This window comes from Amycolatopsis sp. 3B14 (assembly GCF_050958625.1).
Classification (GTDB): domain Bacteria; phylum Actinomycetota; class Actinomycetes; order Mycobacteriales; family Pseudonocardiaceae; genus Amycolatopsis_E; species Amycolatopsis_E thermoflava.
Map to the genome: position 1 here is coordinate 84,061 of NZ_JBHZEN010000066.1, position 13,638 is coordinate 97,698.

Annotated in this window: 16 protein-coding genes; 6 read left to right on the plus strand and 10 right to left on the minus strand. The window is 72.5% G+C overall.

Features of this window, described 5'->3' with window-relative positions; translation table 11 throughout:
* Window positions 1-20 precede the first annotated feature (20 nt).
* Window positions 21-677, minus strand: coding sequence for a TetR/AcrR family transcriptional regulator (locus ACCP09_RS32605; RefSeq protein ID WP_017981417.1), 657 nt, complete (start codon window positions 675-677; stop codon window positions 21-23).
* Between the two features lie 113 nt (window positions 678-790).
* Between ACCP09_RS32605 and ACCP09_RS32610 the strand changes: the two genes are divergently transcribed.
* From ACCP09_RS32610 to ACCP09_RS32620, 3 genes are read left to right on the plus strand one after another with little or no spacing between them, the layout of a single operon-like run.
* Window positions 791-2,275 (plus strand): flavin-containing monooxygenase, encoded by a 1,485-nt coding sequence (locus tag ACCP09_RS32610; RefSeq protein ID WP_400981501.1) that lies wholly within the window; start codon window positions 791-793, stop codon window positions 2,273-2,275.
* Window positions 2,275-3,072, plus strand: coding sequence for an SDR family NAD(P)-dependent oxidoreductase (locus ACCP09_RS32615; protein ID WP_123683180.1), 798 nt, complete (start codon window positions 2,275-2,277; stop codon window positions 3,070-3,072). The genes ACCP09_RS32610 and ACCP09_RS32615 overlap by 1 nt, the downstream gene beginning before the upstream one ends.
* A gap of 2 nt (window positions 3,073-3,074) precedes the next feature.
* On the plus strand, window positions 3,075-3,911 hold the full coding sequence (locus tag ACCP09_RS32620) for an alpha/beta fold hydrolase (RefSeq protein ID WP_433752587.1): 837 nt from the start codon (window positions 3,075-3,077) through the stop codon (window positions 3,909-3,911).
* Here ACCP09_RS32620 and ACCP09_RS32625 read toward each other — a convergent pair.
* The 6 genes from ACCP09_RS32625 to ACCP09_RS32650 form a co-directional block, all read right to left on the minus strand.
* Complete coding sequence (locus ACCP09_RS32625) at window positions 3,898-4,674, minus strand: APH(3'') family aminoglycoside O-phosphotransferase (protein ID WP_400981508.1); 777 nt, start codon at window positions 4,672-4,674, stop codon at window positions 3,898-3,900. The genes ACCP09_RS32620 and ACCP09_RS32625 overlap by 14 nt on opposite strands.
* 17 nt (window positions 4,675-4,691) lie before the next feature.
* Window positions 4,692-5,519, minus strand: coding sequence for a DUF427 domain-containing protein (locus tag ACCP09_RS32630; protein WP_433752589.1), 828 nt, complete (start codon window positions 5,517-5,519; stop codon window positions 4,692-4,694).
* Window positions 5,520-5,550: 31 nt separating this feature from the next.
* Window positions 5,551-6,213 carry a methionine ABC transporter permease gene (locus ACCP09_RS32635; protein ID WP_431904070.1) on the minus strand — a complete coding sequence of 221 codons (663 nt, stop codon included), beginning with the start codon at window positions 6,211-6,213 and terminating at the stop codon, window positions 5,551-5,553.
* The gene (locus ACCP09_RS32640; protein WP_433752592.1) at window positions 6,210-7,223 is read right to left on the minus strand and encodes a methionine ABC transporter ATP-binding protein; all 1,014 of its coding nucleotides are present in this window, start codon (window positions 7,221-7,223) and stop codon (window positions 6,210-6,212) included. The genes ACCP09_RS32635 and ACCP09_RS32640 overlap by 4 nt, the downstream gene beginning before the upstream one ends.
* A complete protein-coding gene (locus ACCP09_RS32645) occupies window positions 7,220-8,167 on the minus strand; it encodes a MetQ/NlpA family ABC transporter substrate-binding protein (RefSeq protein WP_433752594.1) in 948 nt (315 codons plus the stop codon). Before ACCP09_RS32645 ends, ACCP09_RS32640 begins: the two co-directional genes overlap by 4 nt.
* Window positions 8,168-8,269: 102 nt before the next feature.
* On the minus strand, window positions 8,270-9,697 hold the full coding sequence (locus ACCP09_RS32650; protein ID WP_433752596.1) for an LVIVD repeat-containing protein: 1,428 nt from the start codon (window positions 9,695-9,697) through the stop codon (window positions 8,270-8,272).
* 127 nt (window positions 9,698-9,824) lie between these two features.
* Here ACCP09_RS32650 and ACCP09_RS32655 point away from each other — a divergent pair, with 127 nt between their 5' ends.
* Together ACCP09_RS32655 and ACCP09_RS32660 are read left to right on the plus strand one after the other, a co-directional pair.
* Window positions 9,825-10,454, plus strand: a complete 630-nt coding sequence (locus ACCP09_RS32655; protein ID WP_433752598.1) for a DUF305 domain-containing protein — start codon at window positions 9,825-9,827, stop codon at window positions 10,452-10,454.
* A gap of 865 nt (window positions 10,455-11,319) precedes the next feature.
* The gene (locus tag ACCP09_RS32660) at window positions 11,320-11,481 is read left to right on the plus strand and encodes a hypothetical protein (protein WP_020418839.1); all 162 of its coding nucleotides are present in this window, start codon (window positions 11,320-11,322) and stop codon (window positions 11,479-11,481) included.
* Between the two features lie 69 nt (window positions 11,482-11,550).
* Here ACCP09_RS32660 and ACCP09_RS32665 read toward each other — a convergent pair whose 3' ends face one another.
* Entirely contained in the window at window positions 11,551-11,997 is a 447-nt protein-coding gene (locus ACCP09_RS32665; protein ID WP_433752599.1) for a sigma factor-like helix-turn-helix DNA-binding protein, read from the minus strand.
* A 64-nt stretch (window positions 11,998-12,061) separates the two neighbouring features.
* Between ACCP09_RS32665 and ACCP09_RS32670 the strand changes: the two genes are divergently transcribed.
* Window positions 12,062-12,883 (plus strand): endonuclease/exonuclease/phosphatase family protein, encoded by an 822-nt coding sequence (locus ACCP09_RS32670; protein ID WP_433752601.1) that lies wholly within the window; start codon window positions 12,062-12,064, stop codon window positions 12,881-12,883.
* Between the two features lie 123 nt (window positions 12,884-13,006).
* Here the strand turns inward: ACCP09_RS32670 and ACCP09_RS32675 are convergent, their stop codons facing one another.
* Window positions 13,007-13,153, minus strand: coding sequence for a hypothetical protein (locus ACCP09_RS32675; RefSeq protein WP_433752603.1), 147 nt, complete (start codon window positions 13,151-13,153; stop codon window positions 13,007-13,009).
* A 130-nt stretch (window positions 13,154-13,283) separates the two neighbouring features.
* Window positions 13,284-13,406, minus strand: a complete 123-nt coding sequence (locus tag ACCP09_RS32680) for a hypothetical protein (RefSeq protein WP_433752605.1) — start codon at window positions 13,404-13,406, stop codon at window positions 13,284-13,286.
* Between the last annotated feature and the right edge of the window lie 232 nt (window positions 13,407-13,638).

The window sequence follows — 13,638 nt, forward strand, 5'->3', positions numbered from 1 at the left end:
CCGCCGGCCGCCGAAACGGGTCAGGCCGGCGGTTCGGTGGTGCGGTAGATGGTGGTCAGCCACACGTCCAGCAGCACGTCGACCACGTTCGCCTCCAGTACGGCCGGGTCGTCGCCCGCGAAGGTCGCGTACAGGACACGTTCGTTCATCAGGTTCAGCGCGATCGCCAGCTCCCGCGCCGGCCGGCCCGCGGGGGCCGCGCCGCGCGCCCGCTCGGCCTCGATGGCCTCCGCGGTACGGCTGACCCAGGTCCCCATCATCCCCGCCCACAGCTCCCGCACCTCGGCGTTGGTGTGCCGGGCCTCCGCCGCGGCGAGCGCGACGGAGCGGTGGGCGCGGAACGTCGTGTAGATGGCGTCCAGGCACTGCCGCCAGCGCTCCGCGGGAGTCGGGCCGGGGTTGTCGAACACCGCCGACGACGCCCGGTCGGCCTCCTCGGTGACCCGGTCCAGCAGCGTGAGCAGCACCGCGTCCTTGGAGCGGAAGTAGAAGTAGAACGTCGGCCGGGAAATGCCCGCGCCGCGCGCGAGGTCGTCGATCGAGATGTCGCTCAGCGGCCGGTCCGCCAGCAGGCGCTCGGCGGTGGCCAGGATCGCCAGCTCCCGCTCGTCACCGCTGGGCCGGGGCGCGCGCCGGCCGCGTGCCGGACGGTTGCGGACGGCGGGTTCGGTGGCCATGTGGCCACCGTATCAGGTGCCCAACCCCTTGTCGGCGATCTCGACGGAGTGTTGACCATATCGACATACCGTTGGTACGTTGCGGTGGCAGACGCCTGAGGAACGGGGAAGCGATGACGCTGGAACACGTCGACGTCCTGATCGTCGGTGCCGGGCTGTCCGGGATCGGTGCCGCCAGCCACCTGCAGGCCGAGTGCCCCGGACGCACGTACGCGATCTTCGAGTCGCGCGGCGCGATCGGCGGCACCTGGGACCTGTTCCGCTACCCGGGCGTCCGCTCCGACTCGGACATGTTCACCCTGGGCTACTCGTTCGAGCCCTGGACCGACGCGAAGGCGATCGCGGACGGCCCGTCCATCCGCGAGTACGTGCGCACCACCGCGCGCAAGCGCGGCATCGACCGCAAGATCCGGTTCCACCACCGCGTGGTGCGGGCGGAGTGGTCCTCCGCCCAGGCACTGTGGACGGTCGAGGCGGAGCGCACCGACACCGGCGAACGCGTGCGGATCACCTGCGACTTCCTGTTCGTCAACTCCGGGTACTACCGCTACGACCAGGGCTACGCGCCGGAGTTCCCCGGCCAGGACGAGTTCGCCGGCACCGTCGTGCACCCGCAGCACTGGCCGGAGGACCTGGACTACACCGGCAAGCGCGTCGTCGTGATCGGCAGCGGCGCCACGGCCGTGACGCTGCTGCCCGCGATGGCAGGCGACGCGGCGCACGTGACGATGCTGCAGCGCTCGCCCAGTTACGTGCTGTCGCTGCCGGGCACCGACCCGGTCGCCGACAAGCTGCGCGGCGTGCTGCCGCCCAAGGTGGCCTATCCGATCGTGCGGTGGAAGAACGTGCTGTCCGCCATGCTGTTTTTCCAGCTCAGCCGCCGCATCCCGGCGTTCGTGCGGAAGTTCCTGCGCAAGGCGGCGTCCGCGCAGCTGCCGCGCGGGTTCGAGGTGGACCGGCACTTCAACCCCAGCTACGACCCGTGGGACCAGCGGGTGTGCTTCGTGCCGGACGGGGACCTGTTCAAGGCCGTCCGCAGCGGCAAGGCCGACATCGTCACCGACACCATCGAGCGGTTCACCGCGGAGGGCGTCCGGCTGACCTCGGGCCGGGTACTGGAGGCCGACATCATCGTCACGGCCACCGGCCTGAACCTGCTGCCGTTCGGCGGGCTGGACCTGGTGGTCGACGGCGAGCCGGTGGAGATCGGCGAACGCCTGGCGTACAAGGGCATGATGCTCTCCGGCGTGCCGAACTACGCGTTCACCATCGGCTACACGAACGCCTCGTGGACGCTGAAGGCCGACCTCGTCGCCGGGTACGTGTGCCGCCTGCTCAACCACCTCGACGAGCACGGCTACACCACCTGCACCCCGGTGGCGCCGCCGTCGGTCACCGCGACCGAGCCGCTCATCGACCTCAAGTCCGGGTACGTGCTGCGCAGCATCGACAAGCTGCCCAAGCAGGGCCCGGCCGCGCCGTGGCGGCTGTTCCAGAACTACCCGCGCGACGTCATGCTGATGCGGCACGGGTCGCTGACGGACGACGCAATGCGGTTCGCCCGCACCGCCAAGCAGGCGAAGGAGCGGGTGGCCTGATGCGCGACTACGTGTTCGACGGCGGCACGGCCGTGGTGACCGGGGCGGCCAGCGGGATCGGCGAGGCGCTCGCGCACGCCCTGGCCGCGCGGGGCTCGAACCTGGTGCTGCTGGACCGCGACGCCGACCGGCTGGCCGCGGTGGCCAAGGCCGTGGGGGCCGGAGTGGACGTCTCCACCCAGGTGGCCGACCTGGCCTCGGCGGAGGAGACGGCCGCGGCCGCCGAGCGGGTGCTGGCCGAGAACCCGCGGCTGACGTTGCTGATCAACAACGCCGGTGTCGCGCTGGGCGGCCGGTTCGACCAGCTGACGCTGGAGGAGTTCGGCTGGGTCGTGGACGTCAACTTCCGCGCCCCGGTCCAGCTGACGCACGCGCTGTTGCCCGCGCTCAAGGCCGCGCCCGGCTCGCACATCGCCAACGTGTCCAGCCTGTTCGGGCTGATCGCGCCCCCGGGGCAGTCGGCGTACGCGGCGAGCAAGTTCGCGATCCGCGGCTTCACCGAGGCGATCCGGCACGAGCTGGCCGGCCAGGTCGGCGTCACGTCGGTGCACCCGGGCGGCATCCGCACCCGGATCGCGGAGTCCGCGCGCGTCGGCAGCGGCGTGCCCGGCGGGATGGACACGCGGCAGTGGGAACGCGTGCTGCGGATGGACCCGGCGAAGGCCGCGGCGGTCATCGTGGACGCGATCGAGCACCGCAAGCCGCGCGTGCTGATCGGCTGGGACGCGAAGATCCCCGACCTGCTGGTGCGGCTGCTGCCCGGCGCACACAGCCGGCTGCTGGGCAGGTTGCGCTGACCGTGGACTTCGTGGACGTGCGCGGGCGGCGGGCCCGCTACCGCGTGGACGGCGACGGGCCGCCGGTCCTGCTGCTGCACGGGATCGGCCGGAGCCTGCGGGACTGGTCCGAGCAGCAGGACCTGCTCGCCGCCGCGCACCGCACCTACAGCGTCGACCTCGCCGGCTTCGGGATGTCGGAACCGTTGCCGGGCAAGCACACGCTCGCCGCGCTGGCCGGGTTCGCGGCGGACTTCCTGGACGCGGTGGGGGAGACGCGGCCGGTGCACGTGGCCGGGAACTCGCTCGGCGGCGCGGTCGCGATGCGGTTGTCGGTCGACGCGCCGGAGCGGGTGCGCAGCCTGGTGCTGGTGAACAGCGCGGGGTTCGGCCGCGAGGTGACGATCGCGTTGCGGCTGCTGGCGTTGCGGCCGTTGGGGAAGCTGCTGCTGCGCCCGAGCGTGGCCGGGGCCGTGCGGACCGAGCGGGCGTTGTTCCACGACCGCAAGTTCGCGACGCGGGAGCGGGTCGAGCACGCGCTGGAGATCGCCCGGCAGCCGCACGCGGCGCGGGTGATGCTGGAGACGGCGCGCGGGCTCGGCGGTTTCCGCGGCGTGCGGGAGGACTGGCGGGCCGAGCTGGTCCAGGCGGTAGCCGCGCGGGCCCTGCCGACGCTCGTCGTGTGGGGCGACCGCGACCTCATCCTGCCCGCCCTGCACCTCGACGCCGCCCGGCGCGCGTTGCCGCACGCGCAGACGCGGCTGTTCACCGACACCGGGCACATGCCGCAGATCGAGCGGGCCGCGGAGTTCCAGGACCTGGTGACGCGCTTCTGGGCGGAGCAGGTCAGCCCCAGGTGAGCGGGTCGAGGTGGAGGTAGAACCGCAGCCGGGCGGGATCGGGCGCGGCGCCGTACCGCTCGGCGAACTCCGCGTCCGCGGCCTTCGCCCGTTCCTCGTCCGGCCAGGTTTCCCTGGCGTTGGCCAGCAGCAGCGCGAGGTCGGCGTGGCGGTCGGCCCGGCCGAGGCGGCCTAGATCGACGAAGCCCGACACCTCGTGCGTCGCGGGGTCGACGACGATGTTGGGCAGGCAGAGGTCGCCGTGGCAGACCACGGTGTCGGTGGCCTCCTCGGCGCGGCGCTGCTCGACCTGCGGCACGAGACGCGCCAGCAGCTCCGCGGGCGGGGTGTCCTGCTGCTCGACGGGCAGGAACTCCGGGTTCACCGCACCGCGGGCGACGACGTCCCGCGCCACGGCGACCATCGCGTCCAGGTCGCGGCTGAACGGGCAGTCGTCCGCGGGCAGGTCGTGCAGCCGGCGCACCGCGTCCGCGATGTGCGGCCAGGCGCGGCCGAGGTCGTCCGCGGACAGCCGGTCGGCGGGCACACCGGGAACGGTGCTGGTCACCAGGCAGGCGCCGGTTTCGCCCGAGTGCCAGTCGAGCACCCGTGGTCCCGGCACGCCCTGCCCGGCGAGCCAGGCGATCCGGTCGCGTTCGTGCCGGAGCCCGGGCGCGTCCGCGGGCGCCACGTGCTTGGCGTAGCGGTCGCCGCCGGCGCTGTGGAACACCGCGGCGCCCGACTCGCCGCCGCTGACCGGACGCCAGCCGGGGTGATCGTGCATGGCGTCAGGTTATCGATTCAGGACCAGGGCGTGACCGGCCGCGGCACCCGCTCCCCGTCCAGCGTCACGTCCACCCGCTCGTCGAAGAAGGCCACGTGCCCGGCGAGCTGCACGGCGTCCGGGAGCGGGCTTTCGTACGCCCACGCGAGGTCCGGGTGCGTCCGGTCGCCGACCTCGGCCGACCAGTACCGCGCCCGCCCCTTGTAGGCGCACGTGGTCTCGCGGGCGGACTCCCGCAGCCTGCTGAAGTCCACATCGGACGGTGGCAGGTACAGTCGCGGCGGCAGGGACGTCTCGAACACCAGCAGCGGCGACTTCGTGTCCGCCAGCGGCACCCCGTCGACCTCCACCCGCACGTGCCGCGAGCTGCGCCGCACGTCGACGCGGTGGAACGGGTCGCGCGGGTGGGACACGATCGTCTCGTCCTCTTCCAGCCACTCGTCGAACGCGTCGAAGTCGGCGATCACGTACTCCGCGAGGTCCGGGTCGTCCGGCCGGAACCCGGCGCCCTCCAGGACCACGCCGTCCATGCTCAGCGTGAGCGGCGTGCCCGTGGTGGTGTGCGCGGCGAACCCGGTGCTCGGGTCCAGCACACCCGTGTTGGGCCCGAGCGACACCGGGTGCCGCTCCACGTCGGACGGCGGGGCGGGCGTGAGCGAGGCGTGGACGTCGGCCGCCGGGAAGGCGTACTGCGGCACCACCCGCCGCGGCTCCCACACCAGGGCCGCCCGGCGGGAGTCGGCGAACACCTTCCCGCCGGCGACCGCCCGCACCCGCTTGCGCGTCGGCTCGAACCGCAGTTCGGGCAGCTCCCGCGCCTGACGAAGGCTCAGCTGCAGCGCCATCGCCCCACTGTCCGCCCCGCCGGCCCGCGCGTCAACGCCGCAGCGCTTTGCGCGCCAGCCAGTTGCCGAGGAACTGCGCGCCCTGCACCAGCACGATGATCGTCACGACCGCCAGCCACGTCACCACCCAGTCGAACCGGTGGTAGCCGTAGGTGATGGCGAAGTCGCCGAGCCCGCCGCCGCCGACCGCGCCCGCCACCGCCGTCATGTCGACGATCGCGACGAACACGAACGTGTAGCCCAGCACCAGCGGCCCGAGCGCCTCCGGCACCAGCAGCGTGAGGATGATCCGCAGCGGGCTCGCGCCCATCGCCCGCGCCGCCTCGATCACGCCGGGGTCGATGGTGACCAGGTTCTGCTCGACGATCCGGGATATCCCGAACGTCGCCGCGAACACCAGCGCGAACGTCGCCGCCGCGGTGCCCAGCTGGGTGCCGACGACGGAGATCGTCACCGGCCCGATCGCGGTGATGAAGATGATGAACGGGATCGGCCGGATGATGTTGACCAGCACGTTGAGCACGGTGAACACGAACCGGTTCGCCAGCAGCCCGCCCGCGCGCGTGGTGTAGAGCAGGATGCCCAGCACCAGGCCGAGCACGCCGCCGACGACCAGCGTCACCACGGCCATGCCCAGCGTCTGCGCGATCGCCTCCCAGAACACCGGGCCCAGGGTCTCCCAGTCGAGGCTCATGCCGCGATCTCCTCGATCTCGGTGGTGGCGCGCAGGTCCGCGATCAGCGCGTCCACGTCGGCGTCGGCGCCGATCAGTTCGAGCGTCAGACCGCCGAACGACCGGCCGGACAACGCCGTGATGCCGCCGTAGACGATCTCGAACCGCACGTTGTGCTTGCCGACCGCGTCGGACAGCACCGCGCCCAGTCTGCCGTCGTCGTGCACCTTCGCCGACACCAGCCGCCCGCCGTGCCGCGCCCGGATGCGGTCCAGGTCCGCGCCGTCCGGGGTGTCCCGCACGACCGACCCGACGAACCGCTGCGCCGTGCGCGTCTTCGGTGACGAGAACACCTCGAACACGCTGCCCTGCTCGATCACCCGGCCGGAGTCCAGCACCGCGACCCGGTCGGCGATCTCACGCACCACCTCCATCTCGTGGGTGATCACCACGATCGTCACGCCCAGTTCGGTGTTGACCCGCTTGAGCAGCCGCAGCACCTCGCCGGTGGTCTCCGGGTCGAGCGCGCTGGTGGACTCGTCGGCGAGCAGGATCTTCGGGTTCGTGGCCAGCGCGCGGGCGATCCCCACGCGCTGCTTCTGCCCGCCGGAGAGCTGGTCCGGGTAGTGCCACGCCTTGTCGGTGATGCCGACGAACTTCAGCAGCTCGGCCACCCGCGCCTTCCGGCGCGCCTTGTCCCACCCGGCGATCTTCAGCGGGTAGGCCACGTTGCCGAACACCGTGCGCGAGCGGAACAGGTTGAACTGCTGGAAGATCATGCCGATCCCGGCCCGCACTTCACGCAGCTCCCGCTCGCGCAGCTTCGTCAGGTCCACGCCGTCGACGAGGACCCGCCCGGAGGTGACCGGTTCGAGTGCGTTGATCAGCCGGACCAGCGTGCTCTTGCCCGCGCCGGAGTAGCCGATGATGCCGAAGACCTCGCCCGCGCCGATGGTCAGGTCGACATCCGCCAGCGCGGTGACGTCACCGAACCGCTTGGTGACGCCCTGGAACTCGATGAGCGCGTTCACTTCTTCGCGGCCCGCACGGTCTGCTCGAGTCGGTCCAGGATCGCCTGCAGGTCGGCGTTGGGACGCTCGACCAGCACGGCGGTGTTCTTCGACTCGGCCTTCACCTCGCCGGCCACCCGCGGATCGCGGTAGAGCTGGGCGAGCTTGAGGTAGGTCGGGTTGTCCTTGTCCTGCGCGCGGGTGACGAAGGTGTTGATGTAGGGCTCGGCGGACGGGTTGGCCGGGTCGTCGTTGAACAGCGCCTTCGACGGGTCGAGGTTCGCGTCCAGGGCGAAGTTGTTGTTGACGATCGCGCCGTCGACCGACGGGAGCGCGGCCACGGTCTGCGAGGCGTCCACCGGTGTCACGGTCACCTTCGACGCGGCCTGGTCGATCTCGGCCGGGGTGGACAGCACGTTCCCGCCGCCGCGCAGCGAGATCAGGCCGGCCGACTGGAGCACGAGCAGGGCGCGCGCCTGGTTGGTCGGGTCGTTCGGGATCGCGATCTGACCGCCCTGCGGGATGTCGGCGACGGTGGCGTGCTTGCGCGAGTAGAGGCTCAGCGGCACCACGTAGGTCGAGCCGATCGGGGTGAGGTCCTGGTTCGCGCTGACGTTGTAGTTGGCGAGGAACAGCAGGTGCTGGAACAGGTTCACGTCCAGCTGGCCCTGCGCGAGCGCCGGGTTGGCCTGGGTGTAGTCGGAGAAGTTGACCAGCTCCAGGTCGATGCCGTTGTCGGCGGCGATCTGCCGGAAGGTCTTCCAGTAGTCGGAGCTCGCGTCGGTCACGCCGATCTTCACGGTGGTGTGACCGGCGGAGGTGCCGGAGTCCGACGTCGCGTTGACGACGATCAGGACCACGGCGACGAGGACGACGACCACGGCGAGGATGACGCCGACCAGCGGGCCGCGCTTCCGGCGCGGCTTCTCGGGGAGGATGGCGTCGTCAGGGGTGTTTTCGGACATGGCGCCATCCTGCCGACGATCACCGGGATGGGGGACAGCTGTCCCGCATGGTGATCGGCGGCAGGATGGATTTGCCTTCGATCGTCCGGTTGTGCTAGTGGATCACCCGCGGTAGCGGCCCTGGGTCTGGACGTTCAGCTCGTCCATCCGGACCGACTTCGCGCTCGCCGTGCGCGGGTCGTGCAGCGCGAACACGTCCAGCCCCTTCTGGATGTCGGAGGAGTAGATGTGGCCGTTGTAGTAGTAGGCCGACCACGACCCGCCGACGATCAGCTGCTCGGTGGACAGCGGTCCGCGCTCCCAGTACGCCAGCTCCTTCGGGTGGGCGGAGTCGGTGAAGTCCCACACCGAGATCCCGCCCTGGTACCAGGCCTGCACCATGATGTCGCGGCCCTTGACCGGGATCAGCGAGCCGTTGTGCGCCACGCAGTTCTCGGTGGCCGCCTGCTCGCGCGGGATCTTGAAGTAGCTCGCGAAGCGCAGGCTGCGGTCGTCGCCGCGGCCGGTGATGTCGTAGATCGCGTCCGCGCCGCGGACCGCTCCGATCGCCGCGGTGCACGCGGGCTGGCCGCCGCCGCCCAGCTCGTCGGTGAAGACGACCTTGGTGCCGTCGTTGTTGAACGTCGCCGAGTGCCAGAACGCGAAGTTGTTGTCGTCCTGGACCTGCTCGATGATGCGCGGGTGCTCCCGGTCGGAGATGTCGAACAGCACGCCGTCACCCATGCACGCGCCCGCCGCCAGGTCCTTGTCCGGGTAGGCGGTGATGTCGTGGCAGCCGGAGGTGGCGGTGACGTAGTGGTTCGGGAAGGTGCCGGGGATGCCGGGGTTGCCGCCCTCCGGGCCGAAGACCACCGGCTCGTTGACGACGGACGCGGCGGCCGGGTTGCGCACCGGGACCTTGACCACGGAGATCAGGTCGTGCGGGGGCTGGCAGTCCGGGAACTCCGGGCGCGGGCTGTAGGAGGAGACGTAGAGGTAGACGTCCTTGCCGTTCTTGCCCGGCACCAGCGTGTGGGTGTGCGAACCGCACTTCGTCTCGACCGCGGCCACGTACTTCGGGTTGGCCAGATCGCTGATGTCGAAGATCTTGATGCCCTCCCACGAGTTCTGGTTCGTGGCGGGCTGGCTGGCGCTGGCGCAGGAGTTGTCGCTGCGTGAGGAGTCGGTGGACAGGAACAGCAGGTCGCCGGACACCGACACGTCGTTCTGCGAGCCGGGGCAGAGGACCTGGCTGACGATCTTCGGCTTGCTGGGCTGCTTGATGTCGTAGATCGTGAAACCGTTGTAGTTGCCGACGATCGCGTGGTCGTCGGTGAACGCGATGTCGGTGCCGAAGGCGTCCACGTTGTCGAACGGGGCCTGCTTCGGGATGTTCGCCAGGTGCTGGATGTTGCGGGACTGGCTGACCTCGTCGACCCCCGGGATGCCGGGAGCGGCCGACGCCGGCGCGGCGCCGAGTGTGGTCAGCGACAGGGCGATCGCGCCAGTGAGCGCGAAGAGCCGGCGTCTGCGTTGCGTCCCCGGAGCCACGTGGCCAACCCCTTTCGTTCGGAAGAAATACGAAGTATGCCCGGATTCGTCGTTGGGCGGACACGGCCGAAAGTAGGCTTTTTCCTGGGGTACGGTCGCGGGGACGGACGAGTGCGAGGAGGCCTGGGTGCGGGGGTTCGTCGTGGGAACGCTGCTGGCCGCGGCGGTGCTGGCGTCGGCGTGCTCGGCCGAGCCGGAGGCGCCGCCGGTCGTGGTGCCGGGCGCGCCGGGGGAGCCGGCCCGCACGCTGCCTGCGGACGAGGCGAGCTCGGCGGTGCCGGCCAACCGGCACAACGACGCCGACGTGTCGTACGCGCAGCGGATGATCATGCACCACCAGCAGGCGATCCGGATGGGCGAGCTGGCGCCGGCGCGGGCCGCGCGGGAGGACGTGAAGGGCCTGGCGGCCCGCATCACCGCGACGCAGGCGCCGGAGATCACGTCGATGACGGCGTGGCTGCGGCAGCGGGGGCTCGAGGTGCCGGGGGAGCACGCCGGCCACCACGGCTCGCACGCCGAGCTCGGGCCCATGCCGGGGATGGCGACCGAGGAGCAGCTCGCCGCGCTGGCGGCCGCGACGGGCCCGGAGTTCGACCGGATGTTCCTGCAGCTGATGACAGCGCACCACGAGGGCGCGATCACCATGGCGACGGAGGTGCTGGGCGCCGGGGCGGACGTATTCGTGGAGGAAATGGCGACCGACGTGATCGCCTCGCAGAGCGACGAGGTGACGCGAATGCGCTCGATGGCCGGCTGATTCGATTCCCCCAGCGGGGCGGGGGACCGGGCTTCGCCGCCCTCGCCGCTGCCGGCCTCGGCTCGCCCGCCGCCGCCCGCCGCCGCCCGCCGCCCGCCGGCGGTGGCGGCGGGGGTGAAGTGACCGCCGGCGGCGGCGGTGAAGTGGCCCGGGAGAGGTCGGGCCTGCCAACGCCGCCCGGGCACGCCGCTGCGGCCGCCGGGCCCGCCGGGCCCGCCGGGTCCGCGGGGTCGGCTGGGGCGGCGGGTCCGTCGGGCGTTGGGTCCGCTGGGGGGCGTGTCGCCTCTGGCGGGGTGGCCGGGTGAGGTCGGGTGTGCCGGCTGTGGCCGGTCACGCCGCCGTGGCCGCGGGGTCTGTCGGGGCGCTGGGTTCCCTGGGGGTCGTGTCGCCTCTGGCGGGGCGGTTGGGGTGTGCCGGCCGTGGCCGGCCTCGCCGCTGCCCGCCGGCGGCGGCCGCTCCGCCGGCGGCGGGGAGGTGGCCCGGGTGAGGTCGGGCCTGCCATCGCCGCCCGGGCACGCCGCTGCGGCCGCGGGGTCCGCCGGCGCGCCGGGTCGGCCGGGGTTCCGGGTCCGCTGCGGGTCGTGTCGCCTCTGGTGGGGTTGCCGAGGACCGCCGCCACAGGCGGTGCGAGCATTCCGGCCGAGTGTTGGCCGTTCCGGGCAGTGTGTTGGCTGTCGGGGGTGGCGTGCTGCCTGCCCGCGGGCAGTGTGTTGGCCGTTGCCGGCGGCGGGTTGGCTGATGCGGCCATCGTGCCGGCCCTCCGGGGCTGTGCGACGTGCGGGCCAGTCACCCGCCGGTCGCACTTCGAGGGTGATTCCTCCTCTCCGTGGTGCGGCGCGCGCCGCCGAGGAGGATGGTGGGGTTCATGGCGGAGCCGAACGTTACGGGGTGGGCCGCGGCCGGCGGCGTCCTCATCCTGGCGATCATCGCGTCCGCTGCCCTCGGTGACGCGTGGTACTTCTTGGCCGGCGTGATGGCGGGCCTCGGTCTGCTGGCGGGCATGCGGTCGAGCACGCCCTCGAACTGAGGCGGGTTCAGCCGGGCATGCGTCGAACTGACGCGGGGCCAGCTGGGCATGCCTCGAACTGGGGCGCCCTCACCCGAGCGTCTCCCGGAGGCGGTTGAGCGCCCGGTGCTGCACCACGCGCACCTGGTTCACCGACAGCCCCAGCGCGGCGGCGGTCTCCTCCGCCGTCAGGCCTGCCGCCACACGCAGCAGCACGATCTCCCGCTCCACGCCGGGCAGCGCCAGCACCGGTGAATCGGCCTCGGGGAAGCGGGCACCGGCCACAGTCTGCGCCGTCAGTTCGTACACGAGCGCGGGGAACGAGCCCGTCCAACCGGGCAGCGCGTGCAGGATCGCCAGGCACGCCTCGTGCGCCACCTCGTCCGCGCCCCGGCTCAGCCGCGCCCGGCAGTACCGCACGACGACCGGCGTCACCGCGGCGACCAGCTCCCCGATCGCCCCCGTCTCGCCACCGGCGGCGGCCGCCACCAGGTCCGCGCCGGGCAGTCGCGCGCTCATCACATCCTGCGCCGCCATCGCGCTCCCCCTCCTCGACAACTCCCACGCGCGAACCGCCCGCCCGGTTGCCTCCGCGGCTAAGGTGATCATCATGCGGCTCGCAGTGGCGGTCATCGCGGCGGTTCTGGCCCTCGGCGCGGCTCCGGCGGCCGCCGCGCCCCGGCCGCTCACCGTCGCCAGCTACAACATCCACGCGGGCGCCGGGCAGGACGGCGTCTTCGACCTCGCCCGCACCGCTGCCGCGATCCGCGACCTGCACGCGGACGTCGTGGGGCTCCAGGAGGTCGACGTCCACTGGGACGCGCGCAGCGACTACCGCGACGAGGCTGCCGAACTCGCGCGCGCCCTGAAGATGCACGTGTTCTTCGCGCCGATCTACGACCTCGACCCGCCCGCGCCCGGTGCGCCGCGCCGCCAGTACGGCGTCGCCGTGCTGAGCCGCTTCCCGATCGTCGCCGCGCGGAACCTCGAGATCACCCGGTTGTCCACGCTCACCCCGGACGCCACCCCCGCCCCCGCGCCGGGGTTCGCGGAGGTCACCGTCGCCGCCCACGGCGGGCCGGTCCGCGTCTACACCACCCACCTGGACTACCGCGCCGACCCGTCCGTGCGGCAGGCGCAGGTCGCCGACATGCTCGCCGTCCTCGGCCGGCTGCCCGGCCCGGAGATCCTCACCGGCGACTTCAACGCCGAACCGGCCGCACCCGAACTCGCTCCACTGTGGACGGAACTGCGCGACGCGGACCCGCGCGCCGGGACCTACCCGGCCGCGGAACCGGTGAAGCGCATCGACTTCGTGACCGCGTCCCCGCACTTCGGGATCCGGGCCGCCCGCGCGGTGGCGACGACGGCTTCCGACCACTGGCCGGTGGTCGCGGAGCTGGAACGGGCCCGGCCGTCGTAGGGACTGCTCATGCGTGCAGGAGGTGCGGCAGGACGGCGGGGTCGTTCAGCGCCGTCACGTAGAGGGCTGGCCTGCCGGAAACCGCCCACCGCAGCGGGGTGCGGCCGGGCCATGCGTTGTCCGTCACCACGGCCACTGACAGTCCGCCGCCTGCGCCGCCGTCGGGATCCGGGCCGCCCGCGCGGTGGCGGCGACGGCCTCCGACCATCGGCCGGTGGTCGCGGAGCTGGAACGGACCCGGCCGGTCTCGTCGTAGCGCACAGCGGTCACGGGGAGTTCACTCGCGGGCACATGTCGCCCCGACCATCGACAGCTCGGCCGCTTGCGCCGCCGACGACGGCTTCCGACCACTGGCCGGTGGTCGCGGAGCTGGAACGGGCCCGGCCGTCGTAGGGACTGGTCATGCGTGCAGGAGGTGCGGCAGGACGGCGGGGTCGTTCAGCGCCGTCACGTAGAGCGCGGGCCTGCCGGAAACCGGCCAGCGCAGCGGGGTGCGGCCGGGCCATGCGTTGTCCGTCGCCACGGCCACTGACAGTCCGGCCGCTCTGCGCGGCCGTCGGGATCCGGGCCGCCCGCGCGTTGGCGGCGACGGCTTCCGACCACCGGCCGGTGGTCGCGGAGCTGGACCGGACCTGGCCGTCGTAGGGACTGCTCATGCGTGCAGGAGGTGCGGCAGGACGGCGGGGTCGTTCAGCGCCGTCACGTAGAGCGCGGGCCTGCCGGAAACCGGCCAGCGCAGCGGGGTGCGGCCGGGC

Coding starts and splice junctions, on each gene's coding strand:
- ACCP09_RS32605 (WP_017981417.1), bottom strand. CDS start 677: ATGGCCACCGAACCCGCCGTCCGCAACCGTCCGGCACGCGGCCGGCGC.
- ACCP09_RS32610 (WP_400981501.1), top strand. CDS start 791: ATGACGCTGGAACACGTCGACGTCCTGATCGTCGGTGCCGGGCTGTCC.
- ACCP09_RS32615 (WP_123683180.1), top strand. CDS start 2,275: ATGCGCGACTACGTGTTCGACGGCGGCACGGCCGTGGTGACCGGGGCG.
- ACCP09_RS32625 (WP_400981508.1), bottom strand. CDS start 4,674: ATGCACGATCACCCCGGCTGGCGTCCGGTCAGCGGCGGCGAGTCGGGC.
- ACCP09_RS32630 (WP_433752589.1), bottom strand. CDS start 5,519: ATGGCGCTGCAGCTGAGCCTTCGTCAGGCGCGGGAGCTGCCCGAACTG.
- ACCP09_RS32635 (WP_431904070.1), bottom strand. CDS start 6,213: ATGAGCCTCGACTGGGAGACCCTGGGCCCGGTGTTCTGGGAGGCGATC.
- ACCP09_RS32645 (WP_433752594.1), bottom strand. CDS start 8,167: ATGTCCGAAAACACCCCTGACGACGCCATCCTCCCCGAGAAGCCGCGC.
- ACCP09_RS32660 (WP_020418839.1), top strand. CDS start 11,320: ATGGCGGAGCCGAACGTTACGGGGTGGGCCGCGGCCGGCGGCGTCCTC.
- ACCP09_RS32665 (WP_433752599.1), bottom strand. CDS start 11,997: ATGGCGGCGCAGGATGTGATGAGCGCGCGACTGCCCGGCGCGGACCTG.